The organism is Halochromatium roseum (genome assembly GCF_016653315.1).
In the GTDB taxonomy this organism is placed as follows: domain Bacteria; phylum Pseudomonadota; class Gammaproteobacteria; order Chromatiales; family Chromatiaceae; genus Lamprobacter; species Lamprobacter roseus.
The window spans coordinates 38,815-59,103 of record NZ_NHSH01000066.1; the positions used below are offsets into that span (position 1 = coordinate 38,815).

The 20,289-nt window shown below is 62.9% G+C and carries 22 protein-coding genes; 17 read left to right on the forward strand and 5 right to left on the reverse strand.

Going from position 1 to position 20,289, the window contains the following annotated elements; all coding sequences use genetic code 11:
* Positions 1 to 29: 29 nt before the first annotated feature.
* The 5 genes from sctR to sctN all read right to left on the reverse strand — a co-directional run bounded on the left by sctR (position 30) and on the right by sctN (position 4,679).
* The gene (gene sctR / locus CCR96_RS18065; RefSeq protein WP_201221911.1) at positions 30 to 680 is read right to left on the reverse strand and encodes a type III secretion system export apparatus subunit SctR; all 651 of its coding nucleotides are present in this window, start codon (positions 678 to 680) and stop codon (positions 30 to 32) included.
* Positions 677 to 1,753, reverse strand: a complete 1,077-nt coding sequence (sctQ, locus tag CCR96_RS18070) for a type III secretion system cytoplasmic ring protein SctQ (RefSeq protein ID WP_201221913.1) — start codon at positions 1,751 to 1,753, stop codon at positions 677 to 679. Before sctQ ends, sctR begins: the two co-directional genes overlap by 4 nt.
* Positions 1,750 to 2,724 (reverse strand): hypothetical protein, encoded by a 975-nt coding sequence (locus CCR96_RS18075; RefSeq protein ID WP_201221915.1) that lies wholly within the window; start codon positions 2,722 to 2,724, stop codon positions 1,750 to 1,752. The genes sctQ and CCR96_RS18075 overlap by 4 nt, the downstream gene beginning before the upstream one ends.
* A 71-nt stretch (positions 2,725 to 2,795) precedes the next feature.
* Complete coding sequence (gene sctO, locus CCR96_RS18080; protein WP_201221917.1) at positions 2,796 to 3,284, reverse strand: type III secretion system stalk subunit SctO; 489 nt, start codon at positions 3,282 to 3,284, stop codon at positions 2,796 to 2,798.
* Positions 3,285 to 3,335: 51 nt separating this feature from the next.
* A complete protein-coding gene (gene sctN, locus CCR96_RS18085; RefSeq protein WP_201221918.1) occupies positions 3,336 to 4,679 on the reverse strand; it encodes a type III secretion system ATPase SctN in 1,344 nt (447 codons plus the stop codon).
* An 88-nt stretch (positions 4,680 to 4,767) separates the two neighbouring features.
* On the opposite strand from sctN, the gene sctW reads away from it, so the two are divergent.
* The 17 genes from sctW (at position 4,768) to CCR96_RS18170 (ending at position 20,265) form a co-directional block, all read left to right on the forward strand.
* On the forward strand, positions 4,768 to 5,898 hold the full coding sequence (sctW, locus tag CCR96_RS18090) for a type III secretion system gatekeeper subunit SctW (protein WP_201221920.1): 1,131 nt from the start codon (positions 4,768 to 4,770) through the stop codon (positions 5,896 to 5,898).
* Positions 5,895 to 6,272, forward strand: coding sequence for a type III secretion chaperone SycN (gene sycN / locus CCR96_RS18095; RefSeq protein ID WP_201221922.1), 378 nt, complete (start codon positions 5,895 to 5,897; stop codon positions 6,270 to 6,272). Before sctW ends, sycN begins: the two co-directional genes overlap by 4 nt.
* A gap of 30 nt (positions 6,273 to 6,302) precedes the next feature.
* Entirely contained in the window at positions 6,303 to 6,683 is a 381-nt protein-coding gene (gene sctX / locus CCR96_RS18100; protein ID WP_201221924.1) for a type III secretion apparatus assembly protein SctX, read from the forward strand.
* A gap of 6 nt (positions 6,684 to 6,689) precedes the next feature.
* Positions 6,690 to 7,028 (forward strand): type III secretion apparatus assembly chaperone SctY, encoded by a 339-nt coding sequence (gene sctY / locus CCR96_RS18105; RefSeq protein WP_201221926.1) that lies wholly within the window; start codon positions 6,690 to 6,692, stop codon positions 7,026 to 7,028.
* Positions 7,029 to 9,134 carry a type III secretion system export apparatus subunit SctV gene (sctV, locus tag CCR96_RS18110; protein WP_201221928.1) on the forward strand — a complete coding sequence of 702 codons (2,106 nt, stop codon included), beginning with the start codon at positions 7,029 to 7,031 and terminating at the stop codon, positions 9,132 to 9,134. It abuts the gene before it with no gap.
* 97 nt (positions 9,135 to 9,231) lie between these two features.
* Positions 9,232 to 9,831 carry a hypothetical protein gene (locus CCR96_RS18115; RefSeq protein WP_201221930.1) on the forward strand — a complete coding sequence of 200 codons (600 nt, stop codon included), beginning with the start codon at positions 9,232 to 9,234 and terminating at the stop codon, positions 9,829 to 9,831.
* 3 nt (positions 9,832 to 9,834) lie between these two features.
* Entirely contained in the window at positions 9,835 to 10,851 is a 1,017-nt protein-coding gene (locus CCR96_RS18120; protein WP_201221932.1) for a hypothetical protein, read from the forward strand.
* Between the two features lie 36 nt (positions 10,852 to 10,887).
* The gene (locus tag CCR96_RS18125; RefSeq protein ID WP_201221934.1) at positions 10,888 to 11,631 is read left to right on the forward strand and encodes a hypothetical protein; all 744 of its coding nucleotides are present in this window, start codon (positions 10,888 to 10,890) and stop codon (positions 11,629 to 11,631) included.
* 43 nt (positions 11,632 to 11,674) lie between these two features.
* Entirely contained in the window at positions 11,675 to 12,196 is a 522-nt protein-coding gene (locus CCR96_RS18130; RefSeq protein ID WP_201221936.1) for a hypothetical protein, read from the forward strand.
* Between the two features lie 223 nt (positions 12,197 to 12,419).
* Positions 12,420 to 12,851, forward strand: a complete 432-nt coding sequence (locus CCR96_RS18135) for a hypothetical protein (RefSeq protein WP_201221937.1) — start codon at positions 12,420 to 12,422, stop codon at positions 12,849 to 12,851.
* A gap of 72 nt (positions 12,852 to 12,923) precedes the next feature.
* Positions 12,924 to 13,451: a SycD/LcrH family type III secretion system chaperone gene (locus tag CCR96_RS18140; RefSeq protein WP_201221939.1), complete on the forward strand. Its 528-nt coding sequence runs from the start codon at positions 12,924 to 12,926 to the stop codon at positions 13,449 to 13,451.
* Positions 13,452 to 13,454: 3 nt separating this feature from the next.
* Positions 13,455 to 14,393, forward strand: a complete 939-nt coding sequence (gene sctE, locus CCR96_RS18145; protein WP_201221941.1) for a type III secretion system translocon subunit SseC family protein — start codon at positions 13,455 to 13,457, stop codon at positions 14,391 to 14,393.
* Positions 14,394 to 14,421: 28 nt separating this feature from the next.
* Entirely contained in the window at positions 14,422 to 15,228 is an 807-nt protein-coding gene (sctB, locus tag CCR96_RS18150; protein ID WP_201221954.1) for a type III secretion system translocon subunit SctB, read from the forward strand.
* Positions 15,229 to 15,257: 29 nt separating this feature from the next.
* Positions 15,258 to 17,216 (forward strand): hypothetical protein, encoded by a 1,959-nt coding sequence (locus CCR96_RS18155; RefSeq protein WP_201221956.1) that lies wholly within the window; start codon positions 15,258 to 15,260, stop codon positions 17,214 to 17,216.
* Positions 17,217 to 17,235: 19 nt separating this feature from the next.
* The gene (locus tag CCR96_RS18160) at positions 17,236 to 17,682 is read left to right on the forward strand and encodes a type III secretion system chaperone (protein ID WP_201221958.1); all 447 of its coding nucleotides are present in this window, start codon (positions 17,236 to 17,238) and stop codon (positions 17,680 to 17,682) included.
* A gap of 55 nt (positions 17,683 to 17,737) precedes the next feature.
* Positions 17,738 to 19,771, forward strand: a complete 2,034-nt coding sequence (locus CCR96_RS18165) for a hypothetical protein (protein WP_201221960.1) — start codon at positions 17,738 to 17,740, stop codon at positions 19,769 to 19,771.
* Positions 19,768 to 20,265, forward strand: coding sequence for a CesT family type III secretion system chaperone (locus CCR96_RS18170; protein WP_201221962.1), 498 nt, complete (start codon positions 19,768 to 19,770; stop codon positions 20,263 to 20,265). Before CCR96_RS18165 ends, CCR96_RS18170 begins: the two co-directional genes overlap by 4 nt.
* Positions 20,266 to 20,289: the final 24 nt, after the last annotated feature.

Genomic DNA, 20,289 nt, shown 5'->3' on the forward strand with positions numbered 1-20,289 from the left:
CTCCGGCGCTCGGCGTCTGGTTTCAGGCGTCAGGCGTAACTCAGCACTAACCCCTGAATCAGCCGCGTCCAGCCGTCGACCATCACGAACAGCAGCAGCTTGAACGGCAGCGAGATGGTCATGGGCGAGACCATCATCATGCCCATGGCCAGCAGGATGTTGGAGATGATCAGGTCGATGGCGACAAAGGGCAGATAGATCAAAAAGCCGACCTCGAAGGCCGTGCTGAGTTCGCTGACCGTGAACGCCGGGATCAGGACCATGAGGTTGCGCGCGTCCAGATTCTCCGTCACCTCGGGGGGCCACAGCCGATGCGCCGTCTCTAGGAAGAAGGCCTGATGACGCGGCGCGGCATGGCGGCTGAGAAAGTCGCGGAACGGCTCGGCGGCCTCGCTCAAGACCGAGGTCAGTTGGTCAGTGGGCAGATTGGCGAGGTCGTGCTGGGTCAGGGTGTCGAAGGCCGCAATCCCGACCGGGGCCATGATGTAGAGCGTCAGGATGATCGCCAGTCCTTGCAGGGTCATGGTCGGCGGGATCTGCTGGATGCCGAGCGCATTGCGCAACAGCAGCATCACCACCACGATCTTGACGAAGGAGGTCGCGATCACGGCGATGAAAGGCACCAGCCCCAGAACGACCAGGATCAGGATCAGCAGGGTCGGGTCGAGCGCGCTGCTCATGTCGCGGGCGGGGTCCCAAAGAGTTCCGTGACGCGCACCCCGAGATGATCCTCGATCATCACCAGTTCCCCATGTCCGATCAGCCGCCCGCCGACCACCAGCCGGATGCGCGGGCGATCGAGTTCGGTCAGCTCGAAGCAGTAGCCGGGCTGGACGGCGCGCAGTTCGCGCAGCGGCAGGTGCAGGCCACTGAGTTCGAAATCGACGCGGATGTCGAGATCATCGGGGTCGATGACGGCCGGGGTGGCGTCGCTGTCTGCTTCGGTGTTGGTCATGGAGGGTTCGGACATGGTCGCGGGTACCAGGGAGTCGATGATGAGGCGCTGATCGGCCAGATGGGCGGTCGCCAGTGTGCGGCGGCGGTGTTTCAGGTGCAGCGGGATGGCCGTCGGGTCGACCTGGCGCGGCAGCAGCAACAGATCGCCGGTTTCGAGTGCACGCCATTCCTGCCTTCGCAGGCGCGTGGCGCCGAGCCAGGGCGTTAGGGCAATGGGCAGATCCGGCCAGCGCTCGGCGACGGCTGTGGACTCGCTGGCCGACTCGGGCTCCTGTTCCAGGCGCGCGGCCAACCGCAGGCTCGCCGCCACATCCAGACCCAGACGCGCGATGGGGGTGGCGGATTCGACGTCCGCGCGCCAGAGCGCGAGGACCTGGTCGGCGTCCGGGGCAGTCTCAGTCACGGCCGAGGTGGCGTCCGCTTCGAGCCGAGTCGACAGCAGGTTGTCCAGGGCATCAAGCAACGGCGCCAGCGCGGCTTGACGGGCCGCCGCAGCCAGTGTCGGTGGAAGCTGGTCGAGTTCCAGATCGCCAATCCAGTGCCCTAGCCACTGGCGCCAGACCTCCGCGGCCGGTGCCAGCCAAAAGGCGCCGGCCTCGCCACGCAATGGGATCAACGGCCCCGCCGCGTTGGGCCATGCAACCCGCGGCTCCAGCGCGAGACGCAAGGTCAATGGTCCCTCGGGCAGATCCAGCGTCAGTCGCGGCGTCCACCGGGCCAGGCACTGCGTCAGCCGCAACTGTGCGCGGGTCAAACGTTCGAGCGCCAGCGGCCGGATCGGCGTCGGATCCGTCACGCGCCTTGATCCTCATCGGCGTCCCAGGGATCGCGCCGGTTGCGCGAGCGTCCATCGCCGGGGTTGGAATCATGACCGGCGTCATGACCGGCGTTAAGCGCGTCGATGACCTGCACCTCGACCCGAACCGGGGTCTCCAGCCGGTTGGCGAGGGCCTGTTGCAGGCTGTCGACCTGGCCGGACAACTGGCGCGCGAGATCGGTACTGGGGAGCTGGATGCTGACCAGGAGCTGGCCATGTTCCTGGCGCAGCCGGATCTCGCCGCCCTGCAAGACGGATTCGCGCAATTGGATGCGCACCTCCGAGTCGCCGACTTCACCGCGGTCGGTCACTAGAATGCGCTGCGCCAAACGCTCGCCGAGGCGTTCGATCTGCTCGACCTGGTCGCTGGTTTGCGTCGTGCTCGTCTCGGGTGCCGATGGGTTTTCGACCGTGGCGCGCTGCTGGCCGAGTCCTTGCAAAATGCGATCGCCCGTCGGGAAGTCGCTGCCGGATGAGGATGACTCGTTGGGCTTGGTGTGTTGTTGGCCCGGGGGGGCGCTTGTCGGCTGTGCCGGTTCAGGGCCGCTCTCACCGATGATGAAGGCACTCGGCGGTCGGACCGGTTGGCCGTCGGTGGACAGGCGATCGGACTTGGCATCGGCTGGACCATGGATCGGTCGATCGCTCGCAGACACAGGCGTCGATCGCGCATCGGTGGGCTGACGACCGATCAAGGGGCCGGTTAAGGGGGTGATGATCGGGCCTGGGGGCTCGTCGTGGCCGCTGGATTTGCCACCTTCGCCCAGGATATCCGCGTCAGTGTCATCACTGCTGCGGGCTGGTTTGGTCGCTGCTGGCCTTCGGTCGATAGGGGGTCGCTCAATGATCTGGGCCGAGTCAGTGGAGACATCGGATGCCGGCTTGGTGTGCAGTAGGGTGCTAAACCGTTCGGCCGCTTGGTTGAGTTTGGCGCCGATGTGGGAATCCAACGGGTCCGGGTTCGCGACTGGGACCGAGTCTGAAGGGTTACGGGTTGCGGCTTTCTCTGATCGATCTGTCTTCACGACCACTCCCGGCGCATCTGATGCGCGGCGCCAGCGATCTCTTCAAGCTCCTGTTCCTCGCGCATCATCTGTTCACGCTCCTCAATGGCCCGCTGTACGGCGACAAACTGCTCGAACTTCTCGCATTCGCGCACGCTGGCCGCATGACGCTCACGCGCCTCGTCCAGCGCCTGACGCGCGGTGTGCAGCTGCTGTTCCTCATCGAGCACACGCTGATTCAAGAGCGCCTCGCGTTCGCGTAATTGGGCGGTAGAGCGGTTCATGTCCTCGATGCGCTCGACCAGCACCAACTGCTCGCGGATCGCCTCGAAACACCGCTGCTCTTCGCTCAGGCGGTGGTCATGAAAATGCTGCGTCTCATCGCGCGCCTGCTGCACGACCCGCGCCTGCTGATCGAAGCGCTGCTGCTCGCGTCGCAACGCCCGCGTGGCCAACTGCTCGCGATACTGCTTGATGCGCAAGAGTTCGCCATAGGTGTCGCTCATGCCGGCGTCGCGGTTCCGGGGCCGTCGCGTCTCTGGGGCTGAAAGCTGTGATCAGCCGACCAGTCGCCGCAGGGTCGCGACCGTCTCCTCGAAGCTTGGCCGTTCATCGCCGCGCTGGCGCAGAAAGGCGCGAATCGCATCGATGCGCGAGAGCGCTTCGTCGGCCAGCGGATCGCTGCCCTTCTTGTACTCGCCGATCTTGACCAGCAACTCGACCTCCTCGTACTTGGCCATCAACTCGCGTACCCGGCTCGCCGCCGCGCGATGCTCGGGCGCGACGATGGCCCCCATCACCCGGCTGACGCTGGCCAGCACGTCGATGGCCGGATAATGATTGGCCGCCGCCAGCTTGCGCGACAGGATGATATGTCCATCGAGGATCGAGCGCGTCTCATCGGCGACCGGCTCGGTCATGTCGTCGCCCTCGACCAGCACCGTATAGAGCGCGGTGATGAAGCCCTTGTCGGACTGACCGACGCGCTCCATCAGACGGGGCAGGGTGGCGAACACCGAGGGCGGAAAGCCGCGCCGGGTCGGCGGCTCGCCGGCGGCCAGACCGATCTCGCGCTGGGCGCGTGCAAAGCGCGTCACCGAGTCCATCAATAGCAGCACCCGTCGTCCTTGATCGCGAAAATACTCCGCGATCGCCGTGGCCACATAGGCCGCCTTGGCGCGCTCCATCGAGGGCCGGTCTGAAGTTGCGACCACGATCACCGACTTGGCCGAACCCTCCGGTCCCAGGTCGTGCTCGATGAACTCGCGTACCTCGCGCCCGCGCTCGCCGATCAGCGCCAGCACGGTTACGTCAACGTCGGCCCCGCGCACCAGCATCGACAGCAGGGTACTCTTGCCGCCGCCGGCCGCCGCGAAGATGCCCAGGCGCTGGCCCTCGCCACAGGTCAGAAGTCCGTCGAGCACGCGCAGACCCAGCGCCAGGGGTTTGTCGATGATCCGTCGCTTGAGCGGATCGGGCGCGTCCTGATAGACCGGATAATGGGTCTCGACCTCCAGCGGGCCGAGCCTGTCTTGATCCAGCGGCTCGCCCAGACCGTCGAGCACCCGGCCCAGCAGTCCCGGACCCACCGGCACCATCTGCATGCGTCCGGTCGGGATGACCTCGGTATTGGAGGACACCCCGTAGATCTCGCCCATGGGCGTGAGCAATGCTTCCTTACCGCTGAAGCCGACCACCTCGGCCACAAGCTCGAAGTCCTCGCCTGGATTGCGCAGATGGCAGAGTTCGCCGATGCGCGCGCCCGGCACCATGGCCTTGATGATGGTCCCCGTGATCTGGGTCACGCGCCCGCGCACCTCCAGCAGCCGCACCTCCTCGATGGAGCGTGCGAGCAGGTCGGTGATGTAGTCGAGGCCCGGTGCCGCGTGCGTGTCACTCAATGGTTGTGGCCTCCAGCCGACTCCAGCGTGTCGCGTCGGCAGTATACTCAATCACTGCCCATCGTCAGCCCCCTCAAGCATGTTCGCCATGACCGGTTCAGGTTCGATTCAAGCCGATTCCGCTAACCTCGCGGGCCTTCGCTCGGAGCGCGACGGGCTGCCGGTGACCGACGGGCAACGCGAAGGGCAATATCGCGGCGAGCGCGTGGTGCTTGGCGACCAGCGCTCACTGCTCCAGGATGCCGCCGAGGAGATGACCTTCCAGCAAGGCGAGAGCGAGGAGAAGACGCTCGCGCGCCGCACCATCAGCGATGCCGCCAAGCAGAAAAAGGGCCTCGCCATGCTGCGCGTCAAGCAGGTGATGGGCAAGCTACCCGACCTGCGCAAGAGCCATCTCGAGCGCGTCCTGCAGATCCTGATGCGTTTGCGCCATGCTGAGTCGTTCGATCTGCGCCATCAGGTGCGCGAGCAATTCCCCGAACCCTCCCATCAGTATGCCGCGCTACTGGCGTTCGCCGAGCGTCTGCGCGAGGAGGGCGCGCCGGCGAGCCAAATCGCCATGGCTGAGCGCGCCCTGCGCGAACTCGAAGCCGAACAGGGGCCGGCGATCCGTGCGGCGCTCAATATCGCGGAGGTCGCCGACGCGTTCAGCCAGACCCAACTCGGCGATTTGCAGACCCTGCGTGCGACCTATCGCGATGCCGTGCTCGACACCTCCGGCCTGAGCGAGACCTTCAACAGCCTGAAAGATCGCCATGGCGACTCCGAGCTGTTACAGGCGATCAAGTATCTGCTCAAGGCCCTGGCCGCCGACCTCGGGGCCGACGGTCCCTCGATCGACCGCGCCAAGCTCAGCGTGCTGCTCAACGATCTCTACCGGCTGGAACTGCTGACCGGTCTGCTGGAGGACTGCGCCACCCTGGTCGAACGCTATCGCGCGTCGGATCGCGCCTTTAAGCCCAGTGACCTGCTCGGCGAGCTGCTCGCGCTTCAGGTCCAGACCTGGCTGCGGCCCGAGTCGATCATGCCGCTGCCGGGCAAGCTCGGTCTGCGCGAGCTGGAACGAGAAATCAATTTCCTACGCGAGTTCAAGGAGCTGGCGCGGTCGATTCCGCTCAAGGCCTATGCTGACGCGGAACAGCGCCCGCGTCTGCTTGATGTCATCCAGCAAGCACTGGACAGTGCCATCGAGCGCGAGGACGAGGAGGAAGGTTCATGATCGGCCCGGTGATCGATGCCTTTGCCCATGATCTGGGATTGACGGATTTCAGCTGGTCCAGGCAGCAGGGCGTGGCGGTCTTTGCCTTCGATCGGCGCGGCACCCTCTACCTGGAGGAACACCCGCAAGGCCTGCTGATGTATCTCAGCCGCGACGTCGATGCGCGCGAGCCGGTGCGCGCGCGTCTCACGCAGGCGCTCCGGCTCTGTCACTATCAGCACAATTGGCCGTTCGTGGTTCAGGTCGGACTGCGCGAGGCCTCGCAACTGGTGTTTCTGGCGCGGTTGCCGCTGACCGAGGTCACGCTGCCGGCCCTAGAGCAGGCGCTGGCACTACTCACGCGCCTGCAGGATCAGGCCGCCAGTACCGGATAAGCCCCAGTCGCCCAACAGATAAGGTGTTTCATGGATCACAAGATCGGCGGTTTTTCACCCGACCTCGGACTCGAAGTCATCGCCCGGCTCGACGGCGCCGACACCAATCTGCCGGCTCAGCGCGACACCCAGCTCACCGGCGGGCCGATTCGTCAATGGGTCGGCGAACTCTTCCGCCCCACGACGCTGGATCAGGCCCTGCGTCAGTTTATCCAGCCAAGCGTCAGCGATCCGAGCCTGTTGACCCCGGCGCGTTTCGAGGCGCTGGTGCGCGACAGTGCCCAAGTGCTCAGGGAACTGGCCGCGCGCGACCAGGACCCGCACCTCGCCGCCGCCGGCGAGCTGCTGACCCGCGAACTCGAACTGCGCGATCTGCTGGCCAGCTATCGCGCGCTGCTGATGCGGGCTTAGGCCGCCATGTGGAATCAGGAGCGGACCCAAGCCCTGTGGGTGCTGGCCGACGTCTATCTGGAGCAGGATCGCGCCGGCGAGGCGCTGATTCTGCTGCGCGCCTTGGCGCGCCTGGCGCCCACGGAATCCGGTGTTTGGCGCGCGCTCAGCTATGCCGCGCTGCGCGCCGGCGAGCCGGACGAGGCGCTGACAGCGGTCGATACCCTGTTACGGCTGGAGGCGCCCAGCGTCGACAATGCGCCCATTCTGCTGTTGCGCGCCCAGGCCCTGCGCGCGCTCGGCCGCGCGGGCGAGGCCCAAGACAGCCTCAACCGCTATCTGCAACTGCGACCGGACGCCGGCTGAATGCTCGCTCAAGCCCAAGCCATCCTAGGACTGGTCACGCGCCGCAGCGACATCCTGCTCGCGGTCTCGGTGGTCATGGTCCTGTTCATGCTCATCGTGCCGCTGCCGACCCTGGTGCTCGATGCGCTGATCGCGATCAACATGACCGCTGGCATGATCCTGCTGATGGTCGCGGTCTATATCCCCTCGCCGCTGGCCTTCTCGGTGTTTCCGGCGATTCTACTGATCACCACGCTGTTTCGGCTGGCACTCAATATCAGCTCCACGCGCCTGATCCTGCTCAATGCCGATGCTGGCGAGATCATCCTCGCCTTCGGTGAGTTCGTGGTCGCCGGTAACTTCGTTGTCGGCGCGGTGCTGTTTCTGATCATCACCATCGTGCAGTTCGTCGTCATCACCAAGGGCTCGGAGCGCGTGGCCGAGGTCAGCGCGCGCTTCTCGCTCGATGCCATGCCGGGCAAGCAGATGAGCATCGACGGCGACATGCGCGCCGGTCTGATCGATATGGAAGAGGCGCGCCGCCGCCGTAGCCTGGTCGAGAAGGAGAGCCAGCTCTACGGCTCGATGGACGGCGCCATGAAGTTCGTCAAGGGCGACGCCATCGCCGGACTCATCATCACCGCCGTCAATCTCATCGGCGGCATCGTCATCGGCGCGCTGCAAAAGGGCATGACGGCGGGTGAGGCGGTTCAAGTCTATTCGATCCTCTCCATCGGCGACGGCCTGGTGTCGCAGATTCCGGCGCTACTGATCTCGATCACGGCGGGCATCATCGTCACCCGCGTCTCGACCGATGAGTCGAGCAATCTCGGCGCCGACATCGGCAAGCAGGTGCTGGCGCAGCCCAAGGCGCTGCTGATCGCCGGCAGTCTGTTGTTTCTGTTCGCGGCCATTCCGGGCTTTCCCTATCAGGTGTTCATCCCGCTCGGCCTGATCCTGCTCGGGTTGAGCTGGACGCTGATCCGCATCAGTCAGGTCGAGGCGGCGGCTGAGGCGAGCGGCGGGACGATTCCGGCCATGGCGCCGGCTGGTCAGTCGGCCAAAGCCAAGGCGGCGTCCAAGGGGCGTGCCGGTGCGGTCGAAGACGAGTTCGCGCTGACCGTGCCGCTGCTGATCGATGTCGATGCAACCCTGGAGCGGGTGCTGCACGCCGATGAATTGAACGAGGCGCTGATCCAGGTGCGCCGCGCGCTCTATCTGGATCTCGGGGTGCCGTTCCCCGGTATCCATCTGCGCTACAACGCCAATCTGACCAACGGCACCTATCAGATCCTGATCCAGGAGACGCCGATGGCGCAAGGGCGGCTGCGTCCCGGCTGGGTGTTCTGTCGCGAGGAGGCGCGGCATCTGGAGATGCTCGGGGTGCAGAGCGAGGGCGGCGATCGGTTTCTGCCCGGTGTCGAGACGCTCTGGGTCGAGGAACGGCAGCGCGCCCGACTCGACCAGGCCGGCATCGCCACGCTGGATCTGCCGCGCGTGCTGACCTTCCATCTGTCTTTCATCCTGAAGAAATACGCGCCCGACTTCATCGGCATCCAGGAGACGCGCTATCTGCTCAGTCAGATGGAGGGGAGTTTCGGCGAGCTGGTGAAGGAGGTGCAGCGGGTGCTGCCGATCCAGAAGATCACCGAGATCTTTCAGCGTCTGGTATCGGAGGAGATCTCGATCCGCAATCTGCGCACCATCCTGGAGGCGCTGGTCGAGTGGGGGCAGAAGGAAAAGGACTCAGTGCTGCTGTGCGAATACATTCGCGGCACGCTCAAGCGCTATATCAGCTACAAGTACAGCAGCGGGCGGAACATCCTGCCGGCCTATCTGCTGGCGCCGGATGTCGAGGAGACCATTCGCGGTTCGATCCGTCAGACCTCGGCGGGAAGTTACATGGCGCTCGATCCGGCGGTGGCGCAGACGTTCGTCGCGCACTGCAAGCAATCGATCGGCGAGCTGCGCCCTGGACGGGCGCGTCCGGTGATCGTGGTGTCGATGGATATCCGGCGCTATGTGCGCAAGCTCATCGAGATGGAGCTGTATGAGGTGCCGGTGCTGTCGTATCAGGAGTTGACGCAGGAGATCACGGTGCAGCCGCTGGATCGCATCCTGTTGTGATACGGCGCGGCAACCCTGCCGAGATTCTGTGAGTTCTGTCAAGGTTTCGGAAGATGTCGAGATGTAGCCTAGGAAGGTTATTCGATGGAGTGCGCTGGTGATCGATGCTGATGCAGACCCTTCGGCAAGAGTGCTCGACCCGTTGGCGGATGCCTTACGGGCCATGGGTCATGCCGTCACCGCGCATCGTCTGTCCAATCGTCCCGACTCGCTTTACATCGGCCCGCGTGTACGGATGCGTGAGGCCGAGATCATCTACCGCCGCCCCGAGCCGGGGCTGCTGCTGATCGTCCTCTATCGCCGGCTCGGCGAACGGCGCACCACGCTCGCCAATCCCTTCGCCGAGCTGTTCGACTTCCTGTCCTTGTGTGTTGAGCCGCGCTTCGGCTTGCGCCGCGTTCTGTGCCGCATCTCGACCCGTCCCTATCGCGATCTGGGTGGACTGGACGACACGCGCATGGTGCGACTGTGCCGCCATCTGTTGGGGGCGGAGTGGGTCGAGTATGACCAGCATCCCTGGCTTGCGCAGGAGGCGGCGGCGCTGCGCGCGTGCCTGGCGCGGCTGCGGCCCGCGCGCGGGACCGGCGACCGACCGCCCAACATCCATCAATGCCCAGGGCCAGTCCGGCGCAAGCATCCCCACAGCTTTCCGGGGCGGATCAACACTGACAATAACGCTGCATCGCGAGGATCCTGAACCATGATCGCACCCATCCACAACGCGTCGGTCGAGCGGGCGAACGACGCCGCCAGCCATCAGCTCCGGCTGTCGGTCGAGGATATGATCGTGCTGGTTGGCCTTGAGGCCATGCAGTTCCAGCAAGGCAAGATTCGCAGCCAGTACCAGCACATTGCCAATCAGCAGGCCTTCATGAAGAACCTGCAAAAGGCAGTCAATGCCGCGGCCCATACCAAGACGGGGCGACTGGACAAAATCGTTTTTGATTACACTGATCCAGTGACCGGTAAGACTCAGAAGATGGATCTCAAAACCTTCATGGAGCGCTTTGGCATCGATACCCCCAAGACGGAGTATCACGGCATCGTCAAGTTCATCAAGGCTGTGATCGACGGCATTGGCAAATTGATGGGAAAGGCGGTCGAATTCGTCAAGAAGAATTATCCCGATTTGGTCGATACGCTCAATCGAATCGGAAAATCGATTAATAAAGTGGTTGACTCTATTGCCAACATTTTCAAAGCGATTGATAAGAATATCGGCGAGTTTATGAAAACAGATGTTGGCAAGGCCTTGGCTTTTTCAGCTGCCTTTGTGGGTGCTGGTGCTGCAGCCTTATTGGCGCTTGGCGCTTTTTTGCCTGCGGAACTCTCAATTTTGGCTGTCATGGGCATTGGGATTGGGTTATTGGCTATCGCGAAATCGGCCGACATCAAGCTCGAGGACTTCGATCTCTACAAGCTTTTCAAAGGCGTGGTTGGGGAAGTGGCTGATTTTGGTGAAAAGCTCTGGGCGTTTTTGAAAGAAAACCTGCAGGAGATCCTTGAGAACTGGACGGAATCACTCGATGAAAACCAATGGCAGGCTGTCGAAAATAACCTGAAATTGAGTTCGGACAGCGCCAACTCGATGGCGCAACAGGATCATCTCCGACTCTCAAATGCGCTCAACGAATACAATGAGCTGACGCAAATGGTCAGCAACAATCTCAACAAGATGACACAAATGAACATGAATGTGATCGGCAACATGCGTTGACGCCCTGACACCTAAAGAGCCAGCAGGAGATCGCTTATGCATACAGATGACAGGGCAAAGCCCGGATTGAATCCTGAAGAGGTTAAAAAAAGCGCCGAACACTATTTCGGCCCGGATGGCATCACGCTCGATGCGATCAAACGCTTCCTCGCGGATTCGGGGTCACCACCACTGCCCGATGTTGGCAAGCTGCTGCAGCTCGCGATCGATCTCCCTCATAGTGAAGAACTTGGAAAAGGCTGGGAGCGTTTACTGAACAGCGATGACCTTGGAGCCCTGATTGACGACCCCAAAGCATGCACCGACAAACACGGAATCGATTCGGATGTGATCAAGAGCCGTCTGGAGGCGTTTCAGCGCCGTCTTGACGACATGGGGCCGATCCAATTTCCCGACCCATCGATGATCGCTCAGTTACTGCTGACAATGGCCGATCATCTGACTGACAACATGAAAGAGACACCGAAGATGACTGATCTTGCCGAGACGATCCAACGCAATGAAGACCTCATTGGTCAAAACGAAGCGCTGTTGAGTCAGACGGACCGCCTGTTGTCGGAGCACAGTCAACTGCTCGAACAGCACGGCCTCACGCCCGAGGCGGTGCGACGCTTCATCGAGAGTGACGCTGTGTCGCCGGAGGATCGCGAGCACATTCGTCAGGAACTCGCCAAGGCCCAGGAGGAAATGACCGCGCGCGAGGCCCAGATCGAAACCGAGCAGGCGCTCAATGCCAAAACTAGTTACACCAAGAAACCCAAGATGCGGTCTATGGTGTGAGGTGATGCCAATTTCAATGTGCTGCTAGACCAGGAGCAATACCATGTCCGACATACAGGGTACGAGTCGCCTTGGGGCAATGGCCGGCGCAGAATTACCGAAACCTCAGATGAGTCTCTCCGAGATCCTGCTGATGATCGGTATCGAGGCCATGAATGCCAACGACGACCGCATTCGCTTGGCCTACGCCAAGGTGCAGCAGAACAACAAAGATCTTCAGGAGCTCAACAAGGTCATGGCCTACCTGGCCGCGCACAAGGATCAGGATATGTGGGAAAACGCCGACATTGGCGATGGACGTAAGCTCGGCGATGTGCTCAAAAAGTTCGGAATCTCCTATCAGACTCGTGAGAGTAACGGAAAGCCCTTCATCAGCAAGGATGATTTCAAAAAGATCGAGACCGCCGTCAAGGGGGCGTCGGATGCCCTCGGCGGCACCAATCAGATCGACATGATGAAGCTGCAATCGACACTCAATAAACAGAACGAAATGTCACAGATGGTCAGCAACAACATGAGCAAGCTTAATCAGATGGCGATGTCAGTCATTGGCAACATGCGATAAGCTTGACACGAACCTTTTGTTGTTGGTGTTTTAGGTGCTCGGCGCCAAAACTGGTCATGCCAAGAAACCCAAGATGCGGTCTATGGTGTGAGCGGGTTCAACTTCTTTTTACCTCGAAATGAGGGTCAATGACATGTCCGATGTACAGGGTATGAGTGGTGTTGGGGCGCTTGCCGGTGCGGAATTACCGCAGCCGCGGATGAGTATCTCCGAGATCCTGCTGATGATCGGCATCGCGGCGATGGATGCCAACGATGACCGCATTCGCCTGGCCTACGCCAAGGTGCAGCAGAACAACAAGGATCTTCAGGAGCTCAACAAGGCGATGGCCTATCTGGCCGCGCACAAGGATAAGGATCTCAATAAAGGCGATGTCATTGATCCGAGTGCCAAACCTCCACTTACATTAGGTGATGTGCTGGATAAATTCGGCGTCTCATATTCGGCGACTGACGGCAAGATCGGCAAGGATCAGTTCGCCAAGATCGAGACCGCCGTCAAGGGCGCGTCCGATGCCCTCGGCGGCACCAACCAGATCGACATGATGAAGCTGCAATCGACGCTCAATAAACAGAACGAGATGTCGCAGATGGTCAGCAACAACATGAGTAAGCTCAATCAGATGACGATGTCGATCATTGGCAACATGCGGTGAGCCGCGCTCGCCCGCCAGTGTGCGGCGGGAGCCTGTCCCGAGCCTTCAATCCCGATTCCATGGAGACGCCTGATGTCCGCATCGCCGGAAGAACTGACCGATTCGCTGGTATCCGAGGTCAGTGAAGACGATCTGGCCCAGATCACGGCCGATTTCATCAAGAATGGCAAGACCCTGCGTGAACTCAAAGGCGTCAACCGCGACGAACTGGAGGCGGTCTATCAGGTCGCCTATCAGGTGTATTCCGGCGGCGACTATGAAAAGGCGCGCAAGCTCTTCGAGTTTCTCTGCTTCTTCGATCACCTTGAGCGCAAATACTGGCTTGGCCTGGGCGGTTGCCGCCAGATGCTCAAAGCGTATGAGCCGGCCATCGAGGCCTATAGCCTGGCCATGCTGCTCGATTCCAACGATCCGCTGCCGCCCTTCCACGCCGCTGAGTGCCACATCGCCCTCGGCCACCGCGACGCGGCCATCAGCGGCCTGACCGCCGCGCTGGAATGGTCGACGGAGGGTTCCGAGCATCAGGCACTGCGCGAGCGGGCCAAGGCGTTACGCGCGATCCTGGACGAGTCCGCGCCCGCCGCGGCCGAGGAGGGCTGAGTCATGTCGATTCCACCGGATGTCGCCCAGCGTTTGTTCGATGCCGGTTATGTGCCCGAGCCGACGGCATTGCCGCCGGCCGCCGCGCCAGCGGAGGGGGCGCGAGTCAGCGTGCCGCCGCCGGTCAGGGACAGCGCCGCGGCGGGGGCCGCGCCGCCGCTGCCGCCGCCGCCCAAGATGAGCATCGAGGATCTGACGCTCGCCCTGACCGCGCTGGGCGCCAAGATCGCCGAGACCCGCCAGCAGACCTCGATCACCGAGATCAAGGGCAACATGGCCAAGCAGACCGCCGAGAACAAGGCGCGCCTGGCCAAGATCGAGGAATCGGCCAAGAAGGCCGATGAGGCCAAGAAGAGCGGGGTGTGGGGCAAGGTGTTCGGCTGGGTCGCGACGATCGCGGCGACCATCGCGGCGGTCGCGCTCTCGATCACCGGCGTCGGCGCCCTGGTGGGCGCGGCGCTGATCGCGGCCGCCGTGATCGGATTGACGATGCAGGTCGTCAACGAGATTCCGGCGGCCAAGGAGTGGATGGCCAATCATTCGGCGTTCGGCTGGATCATGATGGGCGTGCAGGTCGCGCTGTCCGTGTGCACCCTCGGCGCGGGGCTGGCGGGTGCGCTCAAGACAGCGACGGATGTCGCCTGGAAGAGCGCCGTGGCCATGACCGGTAAGGTCGCCAATCTTCTGGGCGGCACGGCCACGGTTGGCGGCGGCGCTTCGGGTGTCGCCACCGCCATACTGAACCATGAGGCATCCGGCGCTCAGGTCGATGCCAAAGCCATCGAGGCGGAACTCCAGAAATTGCAGGGGCTGCTGGACGAGGAGATGGCGCGTCTGAAAAAGATGATGGAAGAAGCCGAGGAATCGGTGTCCATGTGCATGAGCATCATGAGTGGCGCCAGTCAGGCCAAGCAGAACGTCATCGCCAAGATGGCGGTGTAACGGACGGGGCGATTCGGAGGGTTGTAGCATGTCGAATACGATCGACGGTCAGGCCGGCTTCATTCCGGCATCCATGCCGGAGACGAGCGCCTTCGCGGTGGAGACAGACGCGGCGGACGCGGCCCGCGCCGCCTCTGGATTGAACGCCACGCCGACGCGCATCGAGCGCATGGCGACGGATGCCGTGTCGTCTGGTCAGGCGGCGGCGCCCGAACTGCCGCCCCCCGGCGAGCCAGATCGGCAGGCGATGCAGGGCGCGGCCGACCGCGTCAGGCATCTGTCCGAGGAGGGTATGCTGGATGTCTTCGAGGTGATGGCGGAGTTCTACAAACTGACCCAGACGATGCGCGAATCATCCAAGCAGGCCGCGCACGCCGAAATGGAACGTCAGGTCGCGGAGATTCATCTCCAGGCCGATGAAATGCACAACGCGGCGGTGAACAATCTGGTGGCGGGGATCGTTTCCGGTGCCATGCAAATGGCCGCAGGCGCCATGCAGTTCGCTGGTGGCGTGAAATCGTTAAAGCTCACTGGTGGCGAGCAATCGATCAAGCTGGCGGAGACGCAAGCCAATGCCATGATGATGGCGTTTCGTGGCGCTGCGGAGGGTTTATCGGGAATGGGCAAGGGAATCGAAACCAATTTTCAATATGCCGCTGCCGCAAACCAGGTGGCCGTGAAGGATCACGAGGCCGAGGCGACCAGGGCCGCCGGCGAACGCGACGAGATGATGCAGTTTAAGAACAAGATGGAAGAAAACATGCGCGCCACGCTGGACGCGCTGCGACAGGTCATCCAGAGCCGCGAGCAGATGATCTCCAAGATCTTTGCTTGATTGACCCAAACTCTTTCTGGAGGATTTCAATGAGCGTCCCTGTTGGACAGATGCGTGTCAATCTGCATAACGCTGTCAATGACATGGCGGGCGTCAATGTCGGCGTAGGTCGGTTCGGCGCGCGCCAGGTCGCGCTTGGCGAGGCCCAGCCGCCGCGCGCGCCCGACGCGCCCAAGGGATTCGGGGGCTGGTTGAAGCACTATGCCGCCCGAGCGATCAACTTCGTCGTTGGTTGGACGGGTTTTCGGGCTGCCTCGCGGCAGGCGATCGCCCACGAACGTATCGACTATCAGGTCCGCGCGGGCATCGCGGCCCTGACCCGGGATCCGCCCGATCTGGCGACCGCGCACGCCAAGCTGGATATGGATGCCCTGGGCAAATTGTTGACCCCCGACATGCATGGCGATGCGGTGCTAGAGCATCTGTTTCAGCAGTTGAGCGACATGACGACGGCTCAATTCGGTAAGCTCGGCGAGGCGCTGGCCCTGGCCGCGCAGGGCCCGGAGCCGAATCGATCGGCGCTCAGGCTGCTTGAGCAGATGCGCCAAAAAGTGCTCGCGCACGATCTGGCCGATACGCTCGATCGAAAGAACCAGTCGCTCCCGGACAAGCGGAGCGCGTGCCGCGAACTGATGGGTGCCTTGGGCCAGCCGGGCTGGGATGCCCTGGACCCACGGATCAAGACGGCGCTGAGCGAACGCTTGGCCTTCGTCAGCCATGACGGTCAGACCCAGGTCATCGCGCCGCCACAACTCCGGATTCACAACCCGAGCGCCGAGCAGTCGCGTCTGTTGAATAGGCTCGTGGACGAATCCAGCACGCCGGCTCAGAAGCTGGAGAGCCTGAGCCGGATCGCACCGAGCCTTGGGAATCGGGACACCGGCTCCCTGGCGGTCGACACCTTGCGCGGCAAGCTCGGCGCCATATCCGGCGGACAACTTCAGGTGCTGGCCCATGCGCTGGACAGTGCGGATATCCGCGGTCTGTATGGCGAGATGGCGCGCGTCCTCGACGGCGGACTAGAGGGCCCCGTCGGTGGCAATCTGATCCTGACGCTGCGCACGATCGACACCCTGCGCATGGAGGTTGCCACCGAATGCAACCGCCGTAAATTGGCGCATCCGCTGGGTGAGCGACTGATGCCTGATGCTCCGCCTGAAAGAGCGGAGAAATATGCGGATCCGATCAATCGCATGGTCGACACCATGAACATTGGACAGGCGAAATACCATGATCGCCTGGGCCATGGAGCGATTCCGCGCGAACTGACGAACGCATGGCTCGGTCGCCTGGGGATAGACGACGCGCAAGCTCAGCAAATCAAAACAACAGATCCCTTTGCACCGATCCCGAACCAATTCACTCGGAACGCACAGATCGACCCGACCACGCGACAATCGATTGGCGTCTGCGAGCAGTTCTGGAAGGAGATCGGCAGTTACCCGATCGTCCTCAATGGCCAGAAGCTGATCGATCCGAGCGAATTCAAAACGCTGGATGACAGCGCCAAGGACGCGCGTCGCATGGCGGTCATTGACCGCATGAAGAAGTTCGTCGATGACACCCCTGAGCTATCCTCGGAGCTACGCAAGGAAAAACTCTTTCAGTTATCACAGTTGTTGACGCAGGGTATCGCTAAATCCAACAGCTTGGGCGATGTGATGACCACGCCACAGAACTATGGTCTGGAAGATGTCCGCAGGCTCCAATTGGCCGGTGAGCATGAATACGTGACCCAGGATCGCTTCGTCATCGGGCGCGGCGGCGATGGCACGATTCAGGTGGGCGTGGAAAACCGCTTGCCGTTTGCCAGTCTACAGACGCAACCGTCCCGGGATTCCTCAAAGCCGTCACGTACCATCCCGGTCGATCCTCTCCAGAGCCATGTCACGATCCACACCGACATCAGGCTGCCCAATGCCGGCGGGCCGCCGACGCTCACCCGTCTCGACGCGGACTTGCAGATCAAGCAGCGCCCGCTGACCTGAACACAACGGAGCACCGATCATGAACGCCCAAGATCTGATCGCCCAACTGGCGCGGGAAACCGGCCTGTCCGATCTGCGACTCAATGACAAAGGCTGCGCCCGTGTCATCTTCGACCAGACCATCGCCATCGACATGGAGCACCTGGCCGACGACAACCGTCTGGTGCTCTATGCGGTGCTGGGGCATCCGGCGGGGGACCGCGCCAGCGTCATGGAACGTCTGCTGCAAGCCAATTATTTCGGCAGCGGCACCGGCGGCGCGGCCTTCGCGCTGGATCCCTGGAAGAACGACATCCTGCTCATCCGTACCCTGGAACTGGAGGGCTGCGACTGGACCGCCTTCTCCGCCGCGCTCGACAGTCTCGTCGCGCATGTCGAGCGCTGGCAGGCCGAGCTGTCCACCACGCCGACGCCGGAGACCGCCGGCGCGCCAGCGGCGGGCGAGCCGATGCTGATGCGGGTCTGATCCGACAGAACGGCGCCATCAGGCGCCATCCGATGCAGAACAGGAAGGTGCCGATATGAGTACGACTGCTGTCCAGATGCGTGCCGGGTTCGCCCAGCAAGCGCGCTTGGGGGAAGGCCGGCAACCCGGCCAGCTCCCCGCGCGCGGCGACCATCAGCCCGGACCGGTCGCGAGCCAGGTCGCCCAGGGACTCAAGGGCATTTTGCGCGCGCGTCAGGAGCGGGAGGCGCAACTGCCGCGTGCCGGGATCCGCTATGCGCCCCACAACCGCATGCCGCCGGGCACCGAACGCCTCGGCCCCTACCGGATCGTCGGCGACAAAGCCAAGGGCGTCGAGCCCGGCTTTATCGCCAAAAAGGACTGGACGCGCGGCGACGACGCCAAGCTCGACGACCCGGCGCACAGATTCCATGGTCAGGCCGATCGGCTGCTCGATACCTGGCTGAATGGGCAGGGGACGCGCCCGGCCGACTTCGAGGGCCATGCCATCGTCGCGCTCGGCAAGCTGGCCCATCGCCAGGACGACCTCGGCGCCAGCGCGCTCAAGACGCTCGATCACCTCGCCCGCGTCATGGACCGGGCACGCGCCCAAGGCCAACCCATCCCGCTCGGCGTCAGTGTCCAACTCGGCGATCTGGTCCAGGCTGATGGCGGGGAGGCGCTGAAGCGCGCGATGCTCGACGAACTGCGCCAGGCCGAGGTGCCGCGCCAGGCGATCAAGGAGCAGCTACTCCTGAGTCAGGCCAAGTTCACCAAGCATCACTACATCAAACTCGACTATTACGAGTCCGACCGCCTCTTCGGACGCTACTATCAAATCCCCATGGACAAGGCCAAGAGCACCTCCTGGCTGGAGAAGATCGGCCTGGGAAGCGTGGGCCGGTTCTTTCATCGCTTTTTCACCGGACAGAGCGCGGCGGGTCGCAACGAGGGCGCGGTGCGCGAGGCCATGGCCAATGACCTGATGCGCGCGTTGGGCGTCGAGAGCCAGAAGCTGAAACTGGTCCAAACGACCCACGCCGACGGTACCCCCAAGCTGATGCTGGACGGCACCCATGTCGAGGGTTTCAAGGACTTCGACGGCGATCCGGCCAAGGGCGAACGCTATCTCAAGGATGGCGTCATCGTCCGCAAGGATACGGAAACAGGCCGTCCGCGCCTGGATACCGAGGTCCAGCAACTGGGCCGCAAGAAGATCGCCTTGCTGCTGCTGGCCGACCGCGATGCCCTGGGATCGAAGGGCGCCAACAAAGGCTATGTCGGCGAGCGCTTCGTCGGCATCGACCCCGGTCATGCGCTCGAACACAAGCTGATCAGCAAGCGCGGCGATGTCGGCAGCGATTTTTCCTGTACTTCTAAGGGCTATAAGAATTTCTCGCTCTTCGATCAAAGCTCCCTGGCCGACAAGATGGAGGGCGTGCGCGACATCGTGCGGCTGAAGGCCTCGGGGGACGACGTCCGGATCTTCGATACCTACCGACAGTCCTTCGACGGTCAGGGTCAGGTCAATCCCCGGCATCGCGAGGCACTCGATTTTGCCGCCGGGATCGACCGGATGCGTACCGACTTCGAGGGACGGCGCGACCATCTCCTGGAGGTCTTCGATGAACGCCTCAAAGTTGATGGGTTCGCGCTGGGCAATGCCGGAGCGGTCGGCTCGGCGGGGCACAAGACCCGTGTTGATCAGACCCTCAATCTGCTCGACGGACTGGAGAAACTCAGCTCCCGCACCCAGGGTCAGACCGCCAGCGGCATTCGTTTGGCTATTCCGCAGGTGGCCTCGTCTAAGGATCGGGTCGAATGGCATGTTCGCCAAAACTCCGCGGATCCCGCTCATGTCGAGTTCCAGGTGCGCGGCAGCCAGACCCAGATCGCCCGGGTCCAGGCGCAGCTCGATAGCTTCGCCAAGCATCAGGGTTTGTCGGAGGACGATGGCCAACGGATGCAGGGCCGTGTCGAGCGTGCACATGGCCCCGGCTATTCGCGGACCCTGACGCTCAAAATCCCTGTCGACCGGATCCCCGACTTCGCCCGGACGCTCGATTACTCAAACATCATGGCCTTCAAACATCCGGAGCGATCGTCATGACGACCGCAGCTCTTTCATGGTCCGATTGCCGGCGCTTGCTCGCCGAGGCGCTGGATCTGCCCGAACTCGCCTTCGATGACGCCGGCCTGGCCGCGGTCGCCATCCAGGGCGCGACACTCTATCTCCAGGCGATCGACGAACCCGAAGTCGCGCTCCTGGTGCTGATCGCCGATCTGGGCGATCCCGCCGTCGGCCGGCCGGAGCGGCGCGCTGCCCTGCATCAGGCGATGCTGATGGCCAATCTGTCTTGGCGCGAGGTTGCCGGCGGCGCCCTGGCGCTGGAGCCGGATGGTGAGCGGGCGCTGCTTCGGGTGCGCCTGGATCTCGCGGCGCTGGACCCCGAGGCGCTGCGGCAGCAGCTCTATGCGACCATCGATGCCGCCGAGCGCTGGGCTGCCGAGTTCAAGACCCTCGTCGGGGCGTCGGCGGCGGACGACGGTCAGGCAGTCCCGGCGGCGGCGATGGTCGCGCAACCGCCCTCGGCTTTCGTATGAGTCGCCCGCCCCGAGGATGACGCA